This window comes from Sphingomonas sp., assembly GCF_050725575.1.
Classification (GTDB): Bacteria; Pseudomonadota; Alphaproteobacteria; order Sphingomonadales; family Sphingomonadaceae; genus Sphingomonas.
In genome coordinates, this window is record NZ_JBOHHW010000035.1 from 25572 (window position 1) to 47371 (window position 21800).

A 21800-nucleotide genomic window follows, 5' to 3' on the forward strand; every position below is an offset into this window, starting at 1 on the left:
GATGTACAAGTACGACACTTACGATCAGGCGATCGTCGATGCCCGGGTCGAGGAATTCCGCGACCAGGTGAAGCGCCGCCTCGCCGGCCAGATCACTGAGGATCAGTTCAAGCCGCTGCGGCTGATGAACGGCCTGTATCTGCAGCTTCACGCCTATATGCTGCGCGTCGCGGTGCCCTATGGCACGCTCGATGGACGCCAGATGCGTATGCTCGGCACCATCGCGCGCAAATATGATCGCGGTTACGGCCATTTCACCACGCGCCAGAACATCCAGTATAACTGGATCAAGCTGGAGGACGCGCCCGACATCCTTGCCGATCTCGCCACGGTCGAGATGCATGCGATCCAGACCAGCGGCAATTGCATCCGCAACATCTCGTCCGACCAGTACGCTGGCGCCGCAGCCGATGAGGTCGCCGATCCGCGCGTCTGGGCCGAATTGCTGCGCCAATGGAGCACCTTCCACCCCGAATTCAGCTACCTGCCACGCAAGTTCAAGATCGCGGTGATTGCGGCGGACGAGGATCGCGCGGCCATGCGGCTGCACGATATCGGCATCCAGCTGGTCGAACGAGATGGTGAGCTTGGCGGGCGCATCTTCGTCGGCGGCGGCATGGGCCGCACGCCGATGGTCGCGCCGGAAATCAAGGACTTCATCACCGCCGCCGACCTGCTCAGCTATGTCGAGGCGTGCCTGCGCGTCTACAACCGCTACGGCCGGCGCGACAATATCTACAAGGCGCGGATCAAGATCCTGATCCACGAACTCGGCGCCGACGAATATCGCCGCCAGGTCGAGGAAGAGTTCGCTCTGGTCAAGGCGCTCGGCATCGATCCGCCCCAGGCCGAATTCGACCGCATCAGCGCGTTCTTCGCGGCGCCCGCCTTCGGCCCCGATGACGGCGCCGTGGCCGACCGCAGCGATCCCGACTTCGCGGTGTGGCTCGACCAGAACGTCAAGCCGCACAAGCAGCCGGGCTATGCGATCGTCAATATCAGCCTGAAGCCGACCGGCGGCATTCCGGGCGACGCCAGCGCCGACCAGATCGATCTGATGGCCGATCTCGCCGAACGCTATTCGTTCGACGAGCTGCGCGTGACGCATGCGCAGAACATCGTGTTGCCGCATGTCCGCACCGCCGATCTCTATACCGTGTGGCAGGCGCTCGACGCGGCCGGCCTCGCGCCCGCCAATCTCGACCTGATCAGCGACATCATCGCCTGCCCCGGCCTCGATTATTGCAGCCTTGCCAATGCCCGCTCGATCCCGATCGCACAGAAGATCGCGGAGCGCTTCTCCGATCTCGGGCGGCAGCGCGAACTGGGCGAATTGAAGCTCAAGATCAGCGGCTGCATCAATGCCTGCGGCCATCACCATGCCGGTCACATCGGCATTCTCGGCGTCGACAAGAAGGGCACCGAGAATTACCAGCTGCTGCTCGGCGGCTCGGGCGCGGAGGATGCGAGCCTGGCGCGCATCACTGGCCCCGGCTTTGATGAGGACGGCATCGTCGATGCGGTCGAGAAAGTGACTAATGTCTATCTCGGGGTGCGTGAAGATGGCGAACGCTTCCTCGACACCTACCGCCGCGTCGGCCTCGATCCGTTCAAGGAGGCGCTTTATGGGTGATGTGTCGAATTTGCCGGCCGACGCCGGCGGGTTACTCCGCTTCCGCGACGACGCCGCGCATGACGAGCCCGCCGTGACGCTCGAGGCGTTCCTCGGCCAGACCAACGCCACCGCGGTGCGGATCGAGGCGGGCGATGACGCCCGCGCGCTGATCCCGCATCTCGGCCAGATCGGGCTGGTCGAAATCAGCTTCCCGTCGTTCCGCGACGGGCGCGGCTATTCGGCTGCGCGCATCCTGCGCGAGGCCGGCTATACCGGCGAACTGCGCGCGCAGGGCGACGTGCTGGTCGATCAATTGCTCTATATGCGCCGCTGCGGCTTCGACAGCTTCGCGCCCGAGGCCGAGATCGATGAAGCGACCGCGCAGGCCTCACTCGCGCGCTACAAGCAATTCTACCAGACCGCCGCCGATGGCGCGGTACCAGTGTGGAAGCTGCGGCATGGGTGAAGCCGCACGCAAGCTCGACCTGATCGACGTGACGCCCTTCACCAAGACGGATGCGGCGGCGATGAACGCCCGCTTCGCCGGCGTCCCGACGCGCGCGATGCTCGAGGAATTGCTGACCGGCGAACTGCTCGGCCGCGTCGCGGCGGTCTCGTCGTTCGGCGCCGAAAGCGCGGTGCTGCTCCACCTGATCGCCAGCATCGACCGTGATATCCCGGTGATCTTCGTCAATACGCAGAAGATCTTCGGCGAGACACTCGCCTATCGTGACGCGCTGTCCGAGCAGCTCGGCTTTACCGATCTGCGTGTCTTCCGTCCCGATCCGCGGCTGCTCGCGGCGAAGGACAAGACCGGGCTGCGCTGGTCCTACGACCCCGATGGCTGCTGCGACCTGCGCAAGGTCGAACCGCTGCGCCGCGCGCTGGCACCGTTTGACGCGTGGATCTCGGGCCGCAAGGGCTTCCAGGCCGGTACCCGCCTCGCCATGCCGCGCTTCGAGGAGGATGAGGGCCGGCTCAAGCTCAATCCGCTGGCGGACTGGGACAAGACCGCGCTCAACGCCTATTTCGACGAGCATCAGCTGCCGCATCACCCGCTCGAGGCCGAGGGCTACCCGTCGATCGGCTGCGCGCCCTGCACCAGCAAGGTCCAGCCCGGCGAAGATCCCCGCGCGGGCAGATGGCGCGGCTGGGAAAAGGTCGAATGCGGCATTCACGTCGCCGAGAAGCCGGGCGAAGAGCCGGTCTTCTAGCGCCGACCCGCTGCTTCAGTTCGAATAGGTCTCGCCAATGTAGTCGCTGAACCGCGTGATCTCGGGTTCGAAGCGCAGCGTGATCTTGCCGGTCGCGCCGTGACGCGACTTGCCGATGATCAGCTCGGCCAGGCCCGCCGCATCCTGATAGGCGAGCGACCATTTGGAGTGTTTCTCGTGCACTTCGGCTGAGCTGGTCGAGCTGGGATGCTCCGGCTCGCGCATCGCCAGGTAATAATCCTCGCGGTACACGAACCACACCATGTCGGCGTCCTGCTCGATCGACCCGGATTCGCGAAGGTCGGACAGCTGCGGCCGTTTGTCCTCGCGCTGCTCGACCGCGCGGCTGAGCTGGGACAGCGCGAGCACCGGTACGTTCATGTCCTTGGCCAGCGTCTTGAGGCCACGGCTGATCTCGGAGATTTCCTGAACGCGCCCGTCGCCCGATGCCTTGGCCGATCCGGTCAGCAATTGCAGGTAATCGATCACCACCAGGCCGATCTCGTTATTGTGCCGCCGCTGCAGCCGGCGCATCCGCGTGTGCAGCGCGGCGATGGTCAGGCCGGCGGTGTCGTCGATGAACAGCGGCAGATTCTCAAGATCGGCGGCGGCAGCGGCGAGCTGGTTAAACTCGGTCCGGCTGATCTTGCCCATGCGCAGCGATTCGGAGCTGATCCGCGACTGTTCGGCCAGGATACGCGTCGCCAGCTGATCGGCCGACATTTCCAGGCTGAAAAAGGCGACCTTGGCGCCAATCGATTCGGCATGGGTCAGCCCGTCCTCACGGTCGCGCATGTAACGACGTGCGGCATTGAACGCGATGTTGGTCGCCAGCGAGGTCTTGCCCATACCGGGACGGCCGGCGAGGATCATCAGATCCGAATGATGCATGCCGCCGATCTTGGCATTGACGGTGTCGAGCCCGGTGGTGACGCCCGAAACGTTGCCGCCCGAATTGAGCGCACGCTGCGCCATCTTGACCGCCGCTGTGGTCGCCTGGGCGAAACTCTTGATCTGGCTTTCGCTGCCGCCTTCGGCCGCGACCTTGAACAATTCCTCTTCGGCCAGTTCGATCTGGCCGCGCGGATTGACCTCCTCCGAGGTATCGAGCGCGCGCTCGACCAGCCCACGCCCGACCGTCACCAGCGTACGCAACATGGCAAGGTCATAGATTTGCTGCGCGAATTGCCGCGCGCCGATCAATCCCGCGCCGCTGCCGGTCAGCTGCGCGAGATAGCCCGGCCCGCCGAGCTGCTTCATCCCCTCATCGGCCTCGAACATCGGCCGCAGCGTCACCGGCGTCGCCAGCATATCGGCACCGCGCGCCGAGCGGATCGCGGCGAAGATGCGGCCGTGCAGCGGTTCGAAGAAATGCTCGGGCTCAAGCCGGTCGATCAGGTCGTCGGCAAGCCGGTTGTCGATCATCATCGCGCCGAGCATCGCCGCTTCGGCCTCGACATTCTGGGGAAGGGACGTCGATTCGGGTGTCGTGGGCAGAGGAACAATGGTGGCCATATCGGACGTCATAGTCCCCTCATCCCGTCTCTCAAGCGGCTTGTGACAAAGCGGCTGTGGATTACGGGGACGGTGCGATCAGTCGCGCCGATCGATCGGGCGCATTGTCCCCTGCGCCCTTCCTCGATAGGGCAGTCACAATGTCCGATCCGCGCATCATTGCCGTCACCCTCGACGAACGCACCATTCTGTGGCGATCCGCGGATATCGAGCAGGAGCGCCGCATCGCGATCTTCGACCTGATCGAGGGCAATCATTTCGCGCCGCAGCGCGCCTATCCCGACGATTATGCCGGCCCCTACAAGATCGAACTGGCGGTCGAGGAAGGGCGGCTGGCGATCGCGATCAATCGCGAGGACGACACGCATCTCGAAACCTATATCCTCGGGCTCGGGCGCTTCCGGCGGCCGATCAAGGATTATTTCGCAATCTGCGACAGCTATTATCAGGCGATCCGCAACGCGACGCCGAACCAGATCGAGACGGTGGATATGGCACGGCGCGGCATCCATAACGAGGCGGCCGAACTGCTCAAGGAACGGCTGGAGGGCAAGATCGAGATCGATTTCGACACCGCCCGGCGGCTGTTCACGCTGATCTGCGTTCTGCACATCAAGGGCTGACGATGGTGAGTCTGCGCCTTTTGGGTCGGCGGATCGGCCGTACCGGTGCGGCAGTGATCGTCCTCGGGCTGAGCGGGATCATCGTCTGGACCTTTGCGATCAGCTGGCGTCCCTCCGACAGCAGCTATACGTTCCAGGGTGTCGACGTGAGTGAGGCGCAAGGGCCGATCCTCTGGCCCAGCGTGATGGCGAGCGGCGCCGATTTCGGCTATTTGCGCGCAACGATGGGCGCGGACGGACGGGACCAGCGCTTTGCGCAGAACTGGACCGACACCTATGCCAGCGGCATCCGTCGCGGCGCGATCCATGTCTGGTCTTTCTGCCGCCTGGCCGCGGACCAGGCGAATAATTTCAACACCACCGTGCCGCGCGCCAGCGACGCCCTGCCCGCTGCTCTCTATATGGATTTTTCGGAGGACTGTCTGGCGCGGCCCGAGCGCGACGTGGTGATCAGTGAGGTCAAGCGCTTCATCACCATGGTTGAATCGCATACCGGTACGCCGATATTGCTCAAGCTGTCGCAGCAGGTCGAAGTGACCTACCGCTTGTCCAGCGCCATCCCACGCCCGGTCTGGGCGATGCAGAACTTCTTCCCGCCCAATTATGCCGACCGGCCCTGGCGCATGTGGCAGGCAAGCGACATGCGGCGCATCGACGGCATCGAGGGACCAATCCATTGGAACGTGGTGGCGCCATGATATTGACTGACGAGATACGCGATCGCTTAATCAACGCCGCGCGCGAGGCGGCACGCAAGGCCTATGCACCCTATTCGCGCTTCGGCGTCGGCGCCGCGGTGCTGCTGACCGACGGCAGCGTCGTGACCGGCGCCAATTTCGAGAATGCCAGCTATGGCCTGTCGCTGTGCGCGGAAACCGTGGCGCTGGCGACGGTCAGCAGCGCGGGGCGCCTGGGCGATGTGCTCGCGATCGGCGTGATTGGCGGCGCGATGGACGCGGCCGGGATCGCGCGCGGCCTGACCCCGGTGGGGCCGTGCGGACGCTGCCGTCAGGTCATCAACGAGGCAGCGCAGGTCGGTGACCGCGATGTCGTCGTCTGGTGCGGCGCGGCCGAGGGAGATGCCGTCGAACGGCATTTACTGTCCGAGTTGCTGCCGCACGCCTTCGGACCGCGTGACCTTCAGTAAGAAGGCCCGTTCCGGCGCGAACCGCAACGGGTCACCTGCGGCCAGCGCACTCGATCGTCAGATGCCGGATACCCTTTATGCCCGCCGCCCGGGCACGGATCACATCGGCGGAAAGTATCGGCGTCGAGGTCACCGTAACGATCGCTGCGTGGCAGCCGGCGCCGATGGACCAGACATGCAGATCGGTGATGGTGACGTCGCCCGCCCCCTCAATCGCGCTGCTCAAACGGCCAGCGAGCTGCGCGTCGTTACGATCGAGCAGGATTCCCGCCGTGTCGCGCAATAACCCGCGCGACCAGTGCGCGATGACCAGCGCACCGACCACGCCCATCGCCGGATCAAGCCATACCCAGCCGAGATACCGCCCCGCCAGCAGCGCACCGATCGCCAGGACCGAGGTCAGCGCATCGGCAAGAACATGGATATAGGCCGAGCGCATATTATTATCGTGGCCATGGGCGTGATGATGCCCGTGATGGTGGTGATCATGGCCCGGCGCGTGATCATGACCTGTATGATCATCGGCATGGGCGTGACCATGGCCATGATCGCCAGCCGGTCCATGACTATGATCGCCCGACAGCAATATCGCGCTGACGATGTTGACGATCAGGCCGAGCACGGCAACGAACGTTGCGTCGCCGAAGTCGACTTTTTCCGGATGTACCAGTCGAACGACCGATTCGACACCGATGCCGATCGCCACCAGGCCGAGGATCAGCGCCGATGTGAAGCCGGCGAGGTCGCCGACCTTACCGGTGCCGAAGCTGTAGCGGCCGCTTTCGGCGTGATGCTTGGCATAGGCATAGGCGGCGGCGGTAACGCCCAGCGCGCCAGCATGCGTCGCCATGTGAAACCCATCGGCAAGCAGCGCCATCGAGCCCGTGATATAGCCCGCGACGATCTCGCCGACCATCATCACGGCGGTCAGTATCACCACCCACAAGGTGCGCCGTGCATTGCGGTAGTGGCTGGCCGCGAGCGGCACCGGGGCGTGGCAGCGCATCGAGCTGTCGAGCTTTGACATGGTGCCGCCCTTATTTCGCGTAGCGTCGAATGGCGGCAAGGAGCTCGTCGGCACCTTCGGCACGGGCCGTATCGGACAGATCCGGGCCCGCGACATGTTCGCGCAGATAGGCGTCGATGATTTCCTCCATCAGCCCGTTGATTGCACCGCGCGTGGCGGCGACGAGATGCAGGATACTGGCACAGCTTGCCGAACTGGCAAGGGCGCGATCGATTGCATCGACCTGTCCGGAAATGCGCTTGACGCGGTTGGTCAGCGCCTCATTGTCTTTGGTGAGGTGAGCCATAGGATACCCCCCTACCCTAATATCCCTTCCTCAACAATAGCGCCACCTTGTTCTCTCCCGCCCGTTCCCCCTTGCCCGCGCAGTCCATTCCCGCGAAAGCTTGGCCATCAGGAGAGTAGAAGTATGTCGATTCTGTCGGACCGCTGGATTCGCGAACAGGCCCTCAGCAATGGAATGATCGAGCCGTTCGTCGATGGCCAGAAACGCGATGGATGTATTTCCTACGGCCTGTCCTCCTATGGCTATGATGCGCGCGTCTCGGACGAGTTCAAGATCTTCACCAATATCGACAGCGTCATTGTCGATCCGAAGGATTTCGCGGCAAACAGCTTCGTCGACCGGCAGACCGATGTCTGCATCATCCCGCCCAACAGCTTCGCGCTCGCGCGGACGGTGGAATATTTCCGGGTGCCGCGCGACGTGCTGGTCATCTGCCTTGGCAAATCGACTTATGCGCGCTGCGGGATCATCGTGAATGTGACGCCGCTTGAACCCGGCTGGGAGGGGCATGTCACGCTGGAGTTTTCCAACACCACGCCGCTGCCCGCGAAAATCTACGCCAATGAGGGCGCGTGCCAATTCCTTTTCCTGCAAGGCAATGAGCCATGCGAGACGAGCTATGCCGATCGCGCGGGCAAATATATGGGCCAGCGCGGTGTGACGCTACCCAAGATCTAGGACGCCAGGCGTAGACTCCCCCTTCATGCTGAGCGAAATCGCCTGGGCAAAGCCGTATCGAAACCCGGTATTGAAGGACATCTGGCGCGGGAGCCTCATCGGCGATCGGTAACGCTCGATGCTCCAAGCTATCTGCGCGCACGGCGCCGAGTGCCACCGCTGTCAGCCATATCAAGATAATTAACTGATATATAACGATATTATATCGTAACCCGATCGAGACAGTGGCGGGAGATATGGGACACTACCGGTGTAGCATATCTTCCGCGCGGCCCGGGGCGTGGGCTGCCGAAGACAAGTCTTCTCAGCCCTGTGCCGGCGACGATTCAACCACCGCACAGCATCGGGCACACCATCCCTGCTGGATTTGCACCGGCGCGCTCATTCTTATTGTCGGGAAAAACGAGAGTGCCGCCGCGCTCCGGGCGCAAAGGCCGCGCGCCTGACCTCAGGTGCTATTCACGCACCTGATAAGGCTCAATAGTCCAGCCGTCGTGCGCTCTCGCTGAGCGAGATAGCGCCGAGATCAGCGCGCTGTGATCTGCGAGCGCTCCAGGCGCTCGAGCGCGATTGTCGCCAGTTGATGCGCTGAGAATGTCCGCTGATTGGCCAGATTGACCTCCTCGTCAGGGCGACGCAGGACGTCGCGATACAGCGTGCGCGCCTCGCTCACGCGACCGGCGTGCTGATAGACCGCCGCTAGGTTAAGCGTCAGATCGGCATGGTCGGGAAACAGGCGACGCTGGTCGACCAGCGTCTGCTCGGCGGCGACATAGTCGCCGCGGATGATCTCAGCCGATCCATTGCGATCCGCATCGCCCCCCTGAGCGACAGCTGGTGAGGCGAATGCAGCGGCCGCGACAAGCGCGTAGGATATAATGCGCATCATGACTCTCCTCGTGACACTTCCATTTCGGAATGGTTTCATTTTTATGACATCTGTATGTCACTTTAGTGAAACATTCACAAGAGTCGTGTCGAGAGATCCCGAAACGAAAAAGGGCGACCCGAAGGCCGCCCTGTTCCGTATCGCGATGCTGATGCGAGATCAGAAATCGTTGCGATATTGCTCGTTGCCGATGAAACCGAGCTTGCTCACACCCGAACGCTTGACCACCGCCAGAACCTCGTCGACCTTGGCATAGCGTGCCTGCGGGTCGGGCTGGAAGTGGAGCTCCGGCTCCGGGTTGATCGTCTTCGTCGTCTCCAGATATTGCTGGAGCGTGACGGTGTCGACCGGAGTTCCGTTCCAGGCGACGATACCCGCCGGATCAATCGTGACCTTGTTCTTTTCAGGGTCGATCGGCTGAGTCACCGAGTTCGGATCGTTGACGGGAAGGTCGACCTTCACCGCGTGAGTCTGGATCGGGATCGTGATGATGAACATGATGAGGAGCACGAGCATGACGTCGATCAACGGCGTCGTGTTCATTTCCATCATCGGTTCACCGTCGTCGGAACCGCCGCTCATTGCCATGCTATATTACTCCTGAATCTCGCGACCGTCACAGGCGCTGGATGTTGCCACCCGCCGGCGGTTCCGAAATGAAGCCGACCTTTGCGAAGCCTGCCATCTGCATCGTGTAGATCGCGCCGCCGATGCACTGATACGGGACATTCACGTCGCCGCGGATATGTGCTTCGGGAAGCTCGAGGTCGGGGTTACCGACGCCACCCTGGCGCTCGATCTCAGTCTTCAGCTTGGCGACCGCGCGATCAAGCAGTTCCTGATGCGTCACTCGCGACAGGTTCCAGTATACGGCGCACCGGCCATCCTTGTCGGTCGTGATCGACAGAGACACATTCTCCGGCTTGGTCGTCGTCGGATCGTACCGCACATCGGGCAGCTTGAGCTTGATCGCCTGAATCGCGACCGGAATCGCGATCAGGAAGATGATCAGCAGCACGAGCATCACGTCCACCAGCGGGGTCGTGTTGATGTCCGACATCGGCTTTTCGGCGGCTTTGTCGCCGCCAACACTCATTGCCATTGAGGGCTATCCCTATCCATTCAATCCCGTCACCGGATCGTTCCCGGCGAGGCTTGCTTTTAGCAGCCACCCTGAAGCAGCTGCAAAGGTCCGGGGCCGCACGAAGCGGCCCCGATCCGTCATTCTCAGCGCGCCGGAGCGGCCGTGGTTGCAGCAGCCGGCTTGGCAGGAGCGGCTGCCTTGCGCGACGTGGTGACGGGGCGAACCGCACCATTCGATGCGAGGAAGCCGAGCACGTCGTTCGAGAAGGCGCTGAGGTCTTCTGCGATCGACTTGTTGCGGCGCTGCAGGAAGTTGTAGGCGAGCACGGCCGGAACCGCCACGGCAAGGCCGAGCGCGGTCATGATCAGTGCTTCACCAACCGGACCGGCGACGGCGTCGATCGATGCCTGACCAGCCGCACCGATCTTGATCAGTGCGCGGTAGATGCCGATAACCGTACCGAACAGGCCGATGAACGGCGACGTCGCGCCGACCGTCGCGAGGAAGGCGAGACCGCCACCCAGCTTCGAGTTGATCGAGGCTTCCGAACGCGCCAGCGAACCGTGCAGCCAGTCATGCGCCTCGACCGGATCGGTCAGCTGCGCGTGCTGGTCCTGTGCCTGCAGGCCGTCGTCGACGATCTGGCGGTAGGCCGAGTTCTTCTCAAGCTTGGCGGCGCCTTCGCGCAGCGAGTTCGAGCTCCAGAAGTTGGCGCGAACGCGACGCGCCTGGTTGATGATCTTCTGCTGCTCGAACAGCTTGGTGAACAGAATGTAGAACGACACGATCGACATGAACGCCAGGATCGAAAACACCGACCAGGCGATGATGCCGCCCTGCTGGAGCGCTTCCCAGAAGCCGTACGGGTTGTTTCCTGGGGCGGGTGCCGCACCTGCGGCAAGAATGGTGATCAACATTGCGGTACTTCCCTCTCAATCAGTCAAAATCTTGAAACTGGATCGACGCCCCCGGGTCACCGGGGGCGTCGCTTATACTAGCGGTCCTCGATCTGCCACTTGACCGCCCGGATGGAGGTCGTGGATTCGATCGGCGTACCGTTTACGTCCTTGGCCGGGTTGAACCGGCCGTTGCGCGTGGCGAGCCTGCACGTGGCGTCATCAAGGTCGGAATTTCCGCTCGATGAAGTGACGCGGCACGCCGAGACGCGCCCTCGTGTATCCACGGTCACCTGGACGCTGACACGGCCCTCGGCTTCAGCACGACGGGCTGCCGCAGGATAGGAATCCTGAGGGAACCAGTCGCCCTGATTGCCGCGCGGCGTAACCGGGGTGGCGATGCGGGGCGGCGCAGGCGGAGCCGGCGGGGCCGGCGGGGCCGCGATCGGCACCATCGGCGCTGCCGGCGGTGGCGTGGTCACCGTCTGCATCACGGCGGGTGGGCGCGGCAGGTTGACGATCGGCGGCGGCGATACAACCGGCGGCGGCGTCAGAGGCGTGTCTGGCGGTGGTGGTGGCGGTTCGTCCGGGGGTGGGGGTGGTGGCTCCTCCACGTCAAACGTATTGAGCTTTTCCGCCGCCTTCTTCACGTACTGATACGCGAGGCCGGTGACGAAGGCGTACCCGATAACGGCATGGATGAGCGCGACGATAACGATCGCGACCACCTTGCTACCGCTCATTCTTTGGTCAGCATACGACATTCAGAAACGACACTCCTCTGTCCCGGTCAGTTCGGCTGTGACGATCCGCAAAGCGGTCGTTTACCCGTCTGCCATGGGCTAGTGTATCCTCAAGCAGAGCCGAACCTCTATCGTGAGGGAAACTACGACGCAAACGCTTTGTCGGACGCAACAAACGTACAATCGGAACGCGACAGAATTATTTCTGTCTAAAATCGACCTGATCGCGTAACGCGGAGGCATGGTTCGTGTTCCAATTATCTTGTGCGGAGCGGCCCTTGTCGCGGCCGTAATCGCCCCTATTTCCGCCACTGCGCAGCGTCGATCCTCCGGCCAGCGCCCACCCGTTGCGGCGCCGGTTCCAGTGCCGTCGCCTCCTTATGCGGTCTTCGCCGACCTGGTTTTGGCGGCGCCGGTAATCGTCGACGCAGCCATTCGCAGCACGACGCGAATCAAGGGACCGGAGGCGCTGAACGTGCCGGCGGGCTCCGCCCGCCTGTACGTCGAGGCCGATGTTCAGGCACTGATTCGCGGCGCTGCACCGTTGCCGCCCCGAATTGGGTATCTGCTCGACGTACCGATCGATTCGCGGGGCAAGCTGCCCAATTTGCGCAAGTTCCGCGTACTGTTATTTGCTCGCGCGGTGGCCGGCACGGCCGGACAGATTCAGCTGGTCCGCCCCGATGCGCAACGCGCCTGGACACCGGGTGCCGACGAGCTGACCCGCCGCATCACGACCGAGACGCTGGCCGCGGATGCGCCCCCTACGGTCACGGGCATCGGCAATGCCTTTCATACTCCCGGCAATCTGCCCGGTGAGGGCGAGACGCAGATTTTCCTGACCACTGCGGACAGCCGTCCGGTGTCGCTGAACATCACGCGCCGCCCGGGCGAGCAGCGCCGCTGGTCGGTGTCGCTGAGCGACGTGGTGGAGCAGGCCGCGCCGCCGCCGGCCCACGACACATTGCTCTGGTACCGGCTGGCTTGCGCCTTGCCGGCAGCATTGCCGAACACTGCGCAGGACGGGGAAGATGCCGCGATCGCGCGGGAAGATTATCAGTTTGTTATCGAATCGCTCGGCCCCTGCGATCGGGGGCCGAGCCGCTAAGAGTCGGTTTGGAAACGCGCGGAGGCGCGTTCGCGATGCCAGCCCGCTCAGCTGCCTCGTTACCCTTAAGTAATGCGCAGCACCTGACCGGTGGTCGATTCGGCCCCACACAGGAATCGCGCCGCAGCAACGCAGTCCGCAATCGACGCCCCCCGGGTCAGATCGAGCGCACCGATTCGCCGTCCGGGAGCGAGCTCGGCCGCCAGCGGTCCGATCGCGGCAAGCAGCGCCGCGCGATCCACTGCGGTCAATTCGGACCCGGCGAGCACGAGAATCATCTCCGCCGGCGACCGCCGCACCGCCTCCACCATGTCCCCGATCGGGACAGTCGCAGCGAGAATCCAGGCCGAATCGACCGCAGCCGTAACGGCAGTCAGCATATCGCCGGGTACCGGCGCGGCGGTCATCGCCGGTGGCGCGTCAATGTGATGCCGATCGATTCGCCGGCTTCGGCGATCGCCAGCTTGACGATCTTCACCACGACTTTCGACACGCGCTTGTCCTGCAGGAACAGTGTCTCGGCGATATGATCGGCCACGCCCTCGATCAGCGTGAAATGTACGCCCTCGGGCAGCGCAGTGAGCGCGGCATGCCGCAGGTCCATATAGTTTTTCGACGCATGCAGCGGCGTATCCGCGGCGAATCGGTCCGGACAGTCGATATCGACGGTCATGGAGATGCGCAGCGGCTGCGGCAGATGCGTCTCCTCCGAATAGATTCCTGTCAGCACCTGAACGTCGAGATCATGCACTTCGAGGCTGAGACTGTCGTCCAAGCGTGGCCCTTTCACTGGCGGAAGCGCGCGCCATAGCAGATGCCGCGCCGGGCGAAAGCCGCGCGTCTTCCTCGCTCCCATTCTTCCGGCATTCTTCCGGCTCTCATTCTTCTTGCGTTCAGCCGCATAGGCCCTACAGCGCGCGGCCCCGTGGAAAAATGCGCGGGCAGGAGCAGAACCGTGATCGAGATCGTGCCCATTGCCGAGGTCAGCAACGATGCCGTCGAGCAGCTGCTCGACCGCGCGTTCGGCACGGACCGGCATGGCCGAACCGCCTATCGCATTCGCGACGGCATGCCTGCCCTCCCCGCGCTGAGCTTCGCGGCGCTCGACGCGGGCGCGCTGATCGCCACGATCCAGTGCTGGCCGATCCTGTTCACCGGCGATGACGGCGACCTCGTGTCGCTGGTGATGGTCGGGCCGGTGGCGGTGGAGCCAGCGCGGCAGCGCGACGGAATCGGCCGGATGCTGATGCGTCATGCGCTGGAAACCGCCGATGCGCGCGGCGAAGCGGACGCGCTGATGCTGATCGGCGATCCGGAATATTATAGCCGCTTCTTCGGATTTTCGGCCGAGCGCACCGGCGGCTGGCGCCTCCCCGGTCCGGTCGAACGCACGCGACTATTGTCGCGCGGGGATCGGGTGCCGGCCGGCGCGGGGGCGCTTGGGCCGCGCGTGCTCGCCTGACATTGGCTCCTTACCTCGCCTGGCTTTACCGGGGCGCGGGGCTGGCCTACCGCTTCTTATATGCCAATGCCCCAAGTCCCGGATCTCGCTTCGCTGTCATTGACCGACATCGCACGGCTTGCCGAAGAGAATAGGCTGCCGCCGGTCGATCGCTGGAATCCGACGCATTGCGGCGACAGCGAGATGCGCATCGCGCGCGACGGCACCTGGTTTCACCAGGGATCGCCGATCGGGCGACAGGCAATGGTGCGGCTTTTTTCGACGATCCTGCGGCGCGAGCCCGATGGCGGCTATGTGCTGGTCACACCGGTCGAGAAACTCGACATCGTGGTCGAGGATGCGCCGTTCGTTGCGGTCGAGATGAAGGCCGAGGGCGAAGGACGCGGTGCCCGCCTCGCCTTTCGGCTCAATACCGGGGACCTTGTGACGGCCGGCCAGGACCACCCGCTGCGCTTCGAAACGCGCGAGGACGGGCCACGCCCCTATCTCCATGTCCGCGGCGGGCTTGAAGCGCTGGTCGCGCGGTCCGTCTATTATGAACTCGCCGCCATCGCGCTGGCCGGCGACGACACGCCGCCCGGCATCTGGAGCGATGGCGCTTTTTTCCCGCTGGAGCCCGCCGCATGAGTCTCGTCGAACGGCTGCGCCACGCCCTGGAGACGGGCAATGCGACTGAGACCGTGCTGCTGACCGGCGATCACCGCGATCCCGATCTCGATTCGGCCGCGGCGACGGCACGCGCCGCGGTGCTCATCCCGGTGACCGACCGCACCGACCCGGGAGTCATCCTGACCCAGCGCCCTGACACGATGCGCCGCCATGCCGGCCAGATTGCCTTTCCCGGCGGGCGAATCGATTCGGGCGATGCGGATGCGATCGCGGCGGCACTGCGCGAAGCGGAAGAGGAGATCGCCCTGCCCCGCGCCAATGTGACGGTGATCGGCATGGCGGATCGCTATCGCACGGTCACGGGGTTTGATGTGACCCCGGTGATTGGCGTGGTGCCGCCCGATCTGGTGCTGGTGCCGAACGCCGCCGAGGTCGCCGACGTGTTCGAAGTGCCGCTCGGCTATCTGCTCGAATCCGCCAACCATGTCGAAGCGACCACCGAATGGCAGGGGCGCAACCGGCATTATTACGAGATCAACTGGAACGGCCGCCGCATCTGGGGTGCGACCGCGGCGATCATCGTCAATCTGTCGCGGCGGTTGCGATGGAGCGCGTGACACTGCCCGACGCGGCGTGGCGCACGCACGCCGGCCTTGACCGGCTGTGCGAAATCCTCGGCGCGGCGGACGGTAATGCCCGGTTTGTCGGCGGCGCGGTGCGCGATACGCTGCTCGGCATCGATGTCGCCGATGTCGATCTCGCCACGCCGCTTGCCCCCGACGAGGTGCTCGACCGGCTGAGAGCCGCCGGCTTCAAGGCGATCCCGACCGGCCTGGCGCATGGCACGATCACTGCGGTGCTGCCCGACGGATCGCCGGTCGAGGTGACCACGCTGCGGCGCGACGTGTCGACCGATGGGCGGCATGCGGTGGTCGCCTTCACCGACAATTGGCGCGAGGATGCCGCGCGGCGCGATTTCACCATGAACGCGCTCTATGCCGATCCGCTGACCGGCGAGATCTTCGATTATTTCGGCGGGCAGGACGATCTCGCGGCGCAGCGCGTGCGCTTCATCGGCGACCCGTTGCAGCGGATTGCCGAGGATCATCTGCGCATCCTGCGCTTCTTCCGCTTCCATGCGCGCTTCGGCGATGAGCCCGATACCGACGGGCTCGCAGCCTGCGCGGCGCGCGCCAATGACCTGATGGCGCTGTCGCGCGAGCGTATCGCGGCGGAACTGGTCAAATTGCTGGTCGCCGTCCATGCCGTGCGGGTGGTCGCGCTGATGGTCGATCGTGGCATCTTCCTGCCCGTCCTGCCCGAAATCGATCGCGCTGGCGTCGAGCGGCTGACGACATTGGCGGCGCGCGAATCCGCCGCGGCCATCGCCCCGGCCGCGATCCGGCGGCTGGCGGCGCTGCTGCCGTGCGATCCGGCGATCGCCGAAGATGTCGGCGCCCGGCTCAAGCTGTCCAAGACGGATCGCCGGCGCCTGATCAGCGCGGTCGAGCCGACCGGCGACGAGCCGGCCGAGGTGATGTCCTACCGGATGGGAGCCATGCTCGCGATCGACCGGATATTGCTGTCGGATCGTCCGCTGGACGACCTAGCCGGCCTGGCCGACTGGACGGCACCCTCCTTGCCGCTAACCGGCGGCGCGCTGGTCGAGCGCGGAGTCAACAAAGGACCGGATGTCGCGCGACTGCTCCGCCGGGTCGAGGAGCAATGGATCGCGGAAGGCTTTCCCGATGCGGCGCGCGTGACGGCGATCGCCGACGACGCCGTCGCTCAATGGGCGCTCGCCTCCAGATAGGCATAAGCCGCACTGGCCTCGAGCGCCCGGGCATAGACATAGCCCTGCCCATAGGTGCAGCCGAGCGCGGCCAATGTCTGCGCCAGTTCGTTGGTTTCAATGCCTTCCGCCGTGGTCTTCATGCCCAGTGCCTGGGACAGGCTCAGGATCGCACGGACGATGGCGATCTTGTCGCGGTCGGCCAGCATGCCGGTGATGAAGCTGCGGTCGATCTTGAGCACGTCGATCGGCAGCTTCTGAAGATAGGCCAAGTTTGAATAGCCGGTGCCGAAATCGTCCATCGCGATGGTCGTACCCAGGCTCTTCAGCGCATGCATGATCGCCGCGATCCGATCGGGATCCGTAACCAGCGCGCTTTCGGTCAGTTCCAGCGTGAAGCGCGAGCCGGGCAGGCCGTTGAGCGATAGCGCGCGTTCGACGACGGGGGCGATCGCGTCGCGTTGCAGCTGGATCGCCGACAAATTGACCGCCAGCTTGACCCCGCAATCGCCGCCGGCCTTCGCGTCCCAGCCCGCCAGCGTACGCGCCGCTTCCTCGATCGCCCAGCGGCCGAGCGGGACGATCAGGCCAGATTCCTCCGCGACGGGGATGAAGTCGTTGGGCGAATGCTGCACCCCATCCTCGTCGGTCCAGCGTGCCAGCGCCTCGAACGAGACGATGCGGCCCGTCGCGAGATCGCAGATCGGCTGATAGGTCAGCCGCATCAGCCCATTCTCGATCGCGCGGCGCAGCGCGGTTTCCATGCCGAACTGTTCGCGTGCAATGTCGAAAGCCTGAGTCTGATACGCCTCGGCCCGGCCGCTGATCTTGGACCGCTTGACCGCGAACTGCGCGTGGCGAATCAGTTCCTCCGCTTCCTCGACCTCGGACGAACCAAAGGCGATGCCGATTGAGCAGGCGACGCGAATCTCGAAATCCGACAGGCGAAACGGCGTCGCGAGCGCGCTCTGAATGCGCCGCGCGACATGATCGGCATCGGCCGGCCCTTCCTCCAGTGTCAGCAAGATGCCGAATTCGTCGCCGCCGGTGCGGGCAAGGATGTCGTGCGCACGAAGCGCTCCCTTCAGCCGTCGCGCCACGGTGATCAGCAGTTCGTCGCCCGCCATCGACCCGAGACACGCATTGACCCGGCTGAACCGGTCGAGATCGAGCACCAGCACCGCATAGCGCGCGCGCTGCTCCTGATCCGCCATCAGCGTTTCGAGCCGGTCGGAGAAGCCGGCGCGATTCGACAGGCCGGTCAGGCTGTCAGTCATCATCTCGCGCCGCAGATTATGCTCAGTGCGCAGTTCCGAGGTGTGGTCGACCAATGTCACCAGACAGCGGCGCTCGTCATTGCGCACCAGCCGCGCCAGCGTCACACGGTAATAGCGGCAATCGACGCTATCGCCGAATTCCCACGGAAATTCCTCACGCAGCGCATCGCCATCGATAAAGGCCTGAACGCGCGGGCCGATCTGCGCGATGAACGGCGATTGCTCGGGCGTGGTGCCGAGGCCGGCGAGCCGGAACGGATGATTGACGGTCAGCAGCAGGAAGCGGTCGTCACGGTGCGCGATAAGTGCCGCCGGGATCGGCAACAGGTTGATCGCCGCCGCCGCCATGTCGAGCGCAGGGACAGGCGTGGCCATCGCCGCCGGGGCCTCCGGCTGCTTCGGTTTGAACAGGTTCAGAGGCTTTGTCAGCGCCATTGGATCAGCGCCTAACCCAACTTCGTTAAAGCCCGCTGAAAATTGACTTATTTTACGAACGTTTCGATTGAAGAGAGACGGTACCGGCCCGCTCCCCTCCCGGCCACCCACAGCGTATCCTGGATGGGTGGCCGGAGAGGAGCGGGCCGGTGCCGTCTAACGGCTAAAAGCGATTGTCACGCGGGAAACCCGTCGGCGGCATCCGTCCCGCCGCACCGCGCGCCGCGCGCCACGGCGCCAGATCGGTCTCGGTGCGGATGCGTCCGGTGTCGCCGCCCATCGGCCAGCTCAGCCCCGCCGCGAACACGAAGGTTATCGCATCGGACAGGCCGCCATCGCGATAGCGCTGCAGCTGCACCCCCTGCCCGCGCGCCAGCTCGGCGAGTTCGGCGAGCGGGAACACCAGCATGCGGCGATTGTCGCCGATCGCCGCGACATAATCGGCACCCGGCATCACGGTCCGCACGACCTTCAGCTTCGCACCGATGCGCGGCGTGACCACCGTCTTGCCCTTGCGTGTCTCGGCAATGGTGTCCGCCGTGCGCACGATGAAGCCGCGGCCATCGGTCGCCGCCACGATCAGTTTCTCCGCCGCGCTCGCCGGGAACAGGCCGACAATGCCGGTCTCGCCATCAAGGTCGATCATCAGCCGCACCGGCTCACCGAAACCGCGGCCGCCGGGCAATTTGTCGGCGGCAAGCGTATAGAAACGCCCGGTTTCGGCGGCGAGCAGGATCTTGTCGGTGGTCTGCGCCGGAAAGGCGAACATCGGACCATCGCCCTCCTTGAACTTCTGCGCGGCGATGGTCGCGTCGTCGGCATGGCCCTTCATCGCGCGGATCCAGCCCCGCTGCGACATGATCACGGTGATCGGTTCGCGCTCGATCATCGCCTCAAGCGGGATGTCGCGCGCCGGCGCGGCCTCGGCGACGGTGGTGCGGCGCTTGCCAAGCAAGGTCTCGGGACCATAGCGCTCGCGCAGCTTGCCCATGTCCTTCTTCAACCGGGTGCGCTGGCGTGCGTCGCTGCCCAGCAACAATTCGAGCCCGACCTTCTCCGCCTCGAGCCCATCGCGCTCCTTGCGGATCTCCATTTCCTCGAGCTTGCGCAACCGGCGCAGCCGCATGTCGAGGATCGCCTCGGCCTGGCGGTCGGTCAGGCCGAATTCGGCGATCATCACTGGCTTCGGTTCATCCTCGGTACGGATGATCTCAATCACCCGGTCGAGATTGAGATAGGCGATCAGATAGCCATCGAGCAGTTCGACCCGGTCGCTGATCTTGCCCAGGCGGTGCGCGGTGCGCCGCTGCAGCACGATGAACTGATGTTCGACCCAGCCCTGCAATGCCTCGCGCAGCGACATCACGCGCGGCGTGCGGCGCGAATCGAGGACGTTGAGGTTCAGGCTGACGCGATTTTCCAGATCGCTCATCCGGAACAGGCTTTCCATCAGCATGTCGGGATCGACCGTGCGGCTGCGCGGTTCGATGACGATGCGAATTTCGCTGTCGGATTCGTCGCGGACATCGGCGAGGATCGGCAGCTTCTTGTCGTTGATCAGCCCCGCGATCTGCTCGATCAGCTTGCCCTTGGCGACGCCATAGGGGATTTCAGTGACGATCGCGTTCCAGCCGCCACCCTTTTCACGCTCGACGCTCCAGCGCGCGCGCACCCGGAATCCGCCACGCCCAGTGGCATAGGATTCGGCGATCGCCGCGGCACTGTCGACGACCAGCCCGCCGGTCGGGAAGTCCGGACCCTTCACATGCTCCAGGATCTGCGCATCGGTCGCGGCCGGCTGATCGATCAGCAGGATCGCAGCGTCGAACAATTCGGCGGCGTTATGCGGCGGGATGCTCGTCGCCATGCCGACCGCGATCCCCGCCGCGCCATTGGCGAGCAGATTGGGGAACAGGCCGGGGAACAGCTCGGGCTCCTGCTCCTCGCCATTATAGGTCGGGCGGTAATCGACGGCGTCCTCATCAAGGCCGTCCATCATGTCGATCGCGACCTGAGTCAGCCGCGCCTCGGTATAACGATAGGCGGCAGCGTTATCGCCGTCGATATTGCCGAAATTGCCCTGCCCGTCGACCAGCGGGTAACGCATCGCGAAACTCTGCGCGAGGCGCACCATCGCGTCATAGACCGACTGATCGCCATGCGGATGATATTTGCCGATCACATCGCCAACTACGCGCGCGCATTTCTTATACCCTTGCGCCGGATCGAGCTTGAGCAGCCGCATCGCCCATAACAGGCGGCGGTGCACCGGCTTCAGCCCGTCGCGAACATCGGGCAGCGAACGCGCGGTGATCGTCGACAGCGCATAGACGAGATAGCGATCGGACAGCGCGCTATCGAAGGGCGCATCGACGATGGCATTGAAGGCATCCGGAACGGGGTCGGTCACATCAGTGGTCATTCCCCTGCCGATAGCAGCGCGGATCGGCGGTGGCGAGAGTGCAGCGGCGGAGGGGTGTCAGCGGGTTTGAGGTTGGAGGGCGGGTTTTCCATGGCGGATGGAATAGCGGGGGTCGGAGGGCGGTTGAATCTGTGCCGTGCGTGGCGCGCGGGCCGGGTGGAGAGACATGGCGCGGGGGAGATATGTTACACCGGTTGTGTCGTATCTTCGGCGTGTCGTCCGGGCGTGAGGGAAATCGATCCGCTCAAGGGCAATGCTGAAGGATCAGAGGGGCGACCCGGGAGATATGTTACACCCCTTTTGTAACATATCTCCGGTGTGGGCCGGGCGCAGAAATTTACAATATATGTATTAATTCAATTAGATAGTCGCCATATTTGACAACCCATGGCGCGAGGTGTGCCGTATGGCGCTAATTCCGCTATCTGGCCGTTTGCCGACAGGTGGCTTTCAAGTGACGAGTCCGGGAAGGCCGCCATTCGTTCAGCTAGCGGCTGTATTCAAAGACCCAAAGGCAGACATTCAGGTCGGCGTGTGTCGCCTCCCAACAGCCGAGGTCCGTTCATGCTATCCGCTTTTGGAACGCGCGATCGTTGATCGGAGCGGCCTGCGCTGGCGGAAGAAGCCGTACCTGTTATGGAACGTCATGGTTCATACGCGTAGTCCGGGTGGCATCGTCGAAATTGATGGCCTGAAATATGAGTGGCAGCTCCAGCGGGAGCCGCAATTCACGGCGGACGGCTGGAAGGGCATGACAGTCTTGTTGCGGCAGGTCGATACCCAGCGCGAGGCGCTACTGGAATTCCCCACGCCCAAACGCCTGTTGAAAGGGTTACCCAGGGGCCGTTCCCAAATAAACGACGTGATTGCCGCCCGAGGCGTTCGCGCAGCATTATCAGCGGGGTGGAAGCCGGCATCCCGCGGCAAGCCGATGATTTTCATGGTAGATGCAAACGGCGATTAAAGGCCGTGTGCTGA

25 protein-coding genes are annotated in these 21800 nt (G+C 64.1%); 13 read left to right on the forward strand and 12 right to left on the reverse strand.

Going from position 1 to position 21800, the window contains the following annotated elements; translation table 11 throughout:
* Position 1 precedes the first annotated feature (1 nt).
* Genes ACRECS_RS19620 through ACRECS_RS19630 form a run of 3 tightly spaced genes read left to right on the forward strand, consistent with a single transcriptional unit; the run spans position 2 to position 2829 of the window.
* Entirely contained in the window at positions 2-1633 is a 1632-nt protein-coding gene (locus ACRECS_RS19620; RefSeq protein WP_431584633.1) for a nitrite/sulfite reductase, read from the forward strand.
* On the forward strand, positions 1626-2081 hold the full coding sequence (locus tag ACRECS_RS19625) for a DUF934 domain-containing protein (RefSeq protein WP_431584634.1): 456 nt from the start codon (positions 1626-1628) through the stop codon (positions 2079-2081). Before ACRECS_RS19620 ends, ACRECS_RS19625 begins: the two co-directional genes overlap by 8 nt.
* Complete coding sequence (locus ACRECS_RS19630) at positions 2074-2829, forward strand: phosphoadenylyl-sulfate reductase (protein WP_431584635.1); 756 nt, start codon at positions 2074-2076, stop codon at positions 2827-2829. Before ACRECS_RS19625 ends, ACRECS_RS19630 begins: the two co-directional genes overlap by 8 nt.
* Positions 2830-2844: 15 nt before the next feature.
* Here ACRECS_RS19630 and ACRECS_RS19635 read toward each other — a convergent pair whose 3' ends face one another.
* On the reverse strand, positions 2845-4344 hold the full coding sequence (locus ACRECS_RS19635) for a replicative DNA helicase (protein ID WP_431584663.1): 1500 nt from the start codon (positions 4342-4344) through the stop codon (positions 2845-2847).
* Positions 4345-4484: 140 nt separating this feature from the next.
* Between ACRECS_RS19635 and ACRECS_RS19640 the strand changes: the two genes are divergently transcribed.
* From ACRECS_RS19640 to ACRECS_RS19650, 3 genes are read left to right on the forward strand one after another with little or no spacing between them, the layout of a single operon-like run.
* Positions 4485-4967 (forward strand): UPF0262 family protein, encoded by a 483-nt coding sequence (locus ACRECS_RS19640; RefSeq protein ID WP_431584636.1) that lies wholly within the window; start codon positions 4485-4487, stop codon positions 4965-4967.
* Positions 4968-4969: 2 nt separating this feature from the next.
* On the forward strand, positions 4970-5665 hold the full coding sequence (locus ACRECS_RS19645; protein ID WP_431584637.1) for a glycoside hydrolase family 25 protein: 696 nt from the start codon (positions 4970-4972) through the stop codon (positions 5663-5665).
* A 2-nt stretch (positions 5666-5667) separates the two neighbouring features.
* Entirely contained in the window at positions 5668-6114 is a 447-nt protein-coding gene (locus tag ACRECS_RS19650) for a cytidine deaminase (RefSeq protein ID WP_431584638.1), read from the forward strand.
* 31 nt (positions 6115-6145) lie between these two features.
* On the opposite strand, the gene dmeF is transcribed toward ACRECS_RS19650, so the two are convergent.
* Both dmeF and ACRECS_RS19660 read right to left on the reverse strand, forming a co-directional pair.
* On the reverse strand, positions 6146-7141 hold the full coding sequence (dmeF, locus tag ACRECS_RS19655) for a CDF family Co(II)/Ni(II) efflux transporter DmeF (protein ID WP_431584639.1): 996 nt from the start codon (positions 7139-7141) through the stop codon (positions 6146-6148).
* 10 nt (positions 7142-7151) lie between these two features.
* On the reverse strand, positions 7152-7427 hold the full coding sequence (locus ACRECS_RS19660; RefSeq protein WP_431584640.1) for a metal/formaldehyde-sensitive transcriptional repressor: 276 nt from the start codon (positions 7425-7427) through the stop codon (positions 7152-7154).
* Positions 7428-7550: 123 nt separating this feature from the next.
* Here ACRECS_RS19660 and dcd point away from each other — a divergent pair, with 123 nt between their 5' ends.
* On the forward strand, positions 7551-8105 hold the full coding sequence (dcd, locus tag ACRECS_RS19665) for a dCTP deaminase (RefSeq protein ID WP_431584641.1): 555 nt from the start codon (positions 7551-7553) through the stop codon (positions 8103-8105).
* Positions 8106-8631: 526 nt separating this feature from the next.
* On the opposite strand, the gene ACRECS_RS19670 is transcribed toward dcd, so the two are convergent.
* The 5 genes from ACRECS_RS19670 to ACRECS_RS19690 form a co-directional block, all read right to left on the reverse strand.
* Positions 8632-8991 carry a tetratricopeptide repeat protein gene (locus ACRECS_RS19670; protein WP_431584642.1) on the reverse strand — a complete coding sequence of 120 codons (360 nt, stop codon included), beginning with the start codon at positions 8989-8991 and terminating at the stop codon, positions 8632-8634.
* Positions 8992-9153: 162 nt separating this feature from the next.
* Positions 9154-9582 carry an ExbD/TolR family protein gene (locus ACRECS_RS19675; protein WP_431584643.1) on the reverse strand — a complete coding sequence of 143 codons (429 nt, stop codon included), beginning with the start codon at positions 9580-9582 and terminating at the stop codon, positions 9154-9156.
* Between the two features lie 28 nt (positions 9583-9610).
* Complete coding sequence (locus ACRECS_RS19680; RefSeq protein ID WP_431584644.1) at positions 9611-10096, reverse strand: ExbD/TolR family protein; 486 nt, start codon at positions 10094-10096, stop codon at positions 9611-9613.
* Between the two features lie 125 nt (positions 10097-10221).
* Entirely contained in the window at positions 10222-10995 is a 774-nt protein-coding gene (locus ACRECS_RS19685; RefSeq protein WP_431584645.1) for a MotA/TolQ/ExbB proton channel family protein, read from the reverse strand.
* 77 nt (positions 10996-11072) lie between these two features.
* Positions 11073-11738: an energy transducer TonB gene (locus ACRECS_RS19690; RefSeq protein WP_431584646.1), complete on the reverse strand. Its 666-nt coding sequence runs from the start codon at positions 11736-11738 to the stop codon at positions 11073-11075.
* Positions 11739-12081: 343 nt separating this feature from the next.
* Between ACRECS_RS19690 and ACRECS_RS19695 the strand changes: the two genes are divergently transcribed.
* Positions 12082-12825: a hypothetical protein gene (locus ACRECS_RS19695; RefSeq protein WP_431584647.1), complete on the forward strand. Its 744-nt coding sequence runs from the start codon at positions 12082-12084 to the stop codon at positions 12823-12825.
* Positions 12826-12890: 65 nt separating this feature from the next.
* On the opposite strand, the gene ACRECS_RS19700 is transcribed toward ACRECS_RS19695, so the two are convergent.
* Positions 12891-13232 carry a Rossmann fold domain-containing protein gene (locus tag ACRECS_RS19700; RefSeq protein WP_431584648.1) on the reverse strand — a complete coding sequence of 114 codons (342 nt, stop codon included), beginning with the start codon at positions 13230-13232 and terminating at the stop codon, positions 12891-12893.
* Positions 13229-13600 (reverse strand): dihydroneopterin aldolase, encoded by a 372-nt coding sequence (locus ACRECS_RS19705; RefSeq protein WP_431584649.1) that lies wholly within the window; start codon positions 13598-13600, stop codon positions 13229-13231. The genes ACRECS_RS19700 and ACRECS_RS19705 overlap by 4 nt, the downstream gene beginning before the upstream one ends.
* 180 nt (positions 13601-13780) lie before the next feature.
* On the opposite strand from ACRECS_RS19705, the gene ACRECS_RS19710 reads away from it, so the two are divergent.
* Genes ACRECS_RS19710 through ACRECS_RS19725 form a run of 4 tightly spaced genes read left to right on the forward strand, consistent with a single transcriptional unit; the run spans position 13781 to position 16709 of the window.
* Entirely contained in the window at positions 13781-14287 is a 507-nt protein-coding gene (locus ACRECS_RS19710) for a GNAT family N-acetyltransferase (protein ID WP_431584650.1), read from the forward strand.
* Positions 14288-14347: 60 nt separating this feature from the next.
* On the forward strand, positions 14348-14914 hold the full coding sequence (locus ACRECS_RS19715) for a DUF1285 domain-containing protein (RefSeq protein ID WP_431584651.1): 567 nt from the start codon (positions 14348-14350) through the stop codon (positions 14912-14914).
* Positions 14911-15513, forward strand: coding sequence for a CoA pyrophosphatase (locus tag ACRECS_RS19720; RefSeq protein WP_431584652.1), 603 nt, complete (start codon positions 14911-14913; stop codon positions 15511-15513). Before ACRECS_RS19715 ends, ACRECS_RS19720 begins: the two co-directional genes overlap by 4 nt.
* The gene (locus tag ACRECS_RS19725; RefSeq protein ID WP_431584653.1) at positions 15501-16709 is read left to right on the forward strand and encodes a CCA tRNA nucleotidyltransferase; all 1209 of its coding nucleotides are present in this window, start codon (positions 15501-15503) and stop codon (positions 16707-16709) included. Before ACRECS_RS19720 ends, ACRECS_RS19725 begins: the two co-directional genes overlap by 13 nt.
* Here the strand turns inward: ACRECS_RS19725 and ACRECS_RS19730 are convergent.
* Together ACRECS_RS19730 and parC are read right to left on the reverse strand one after the other, a co-directional pair.
* On the reverse strand, positions 16685-18340 hold the full coding sequence (locus ACRECS_RS19730; protein WP_431584664.1) for a putative bifunctional diguanylate cyclase/phosphodiesterase: 1656 nt from the start codon (positions 18338-18340) through the stop codon (positions 16685-16687). The two genes, ACRECS_RS19725 and ACRECS_RS19730, sit on opposite strands and share 25 nt — an antisense overlap.
* A 223-nt stretch (positions 18341-18563) precedes the next feature.
* Positions 18564-20822 carry a DNA topoisomerase IV subunit A gene (gene parC / locus ACRECS_RS19735; protein WP_431584654.1) on the reverse strand — a complete coding sequence of 753 codons (2259 nt, stop codon included), beginning with the start codon at positions 20820-20822 and terminating at the stop codon, positions 18564-18566.
* Positions 20823-21468: 646 nt separating this feature from the next.
* Between parC and ACRECS_RS19740 the strand changes: the two genes are divergently transcribed.
* Entirely contained in the window at positions 21469-21786 is a 318-nt protein-coding gene (locus ACRECS_RS19740; protein WP_431584665.1) for a hypothetical protein, read from the forward strand.
* Positions 21787-21800 lie beyond the last annotated feature (14 nt).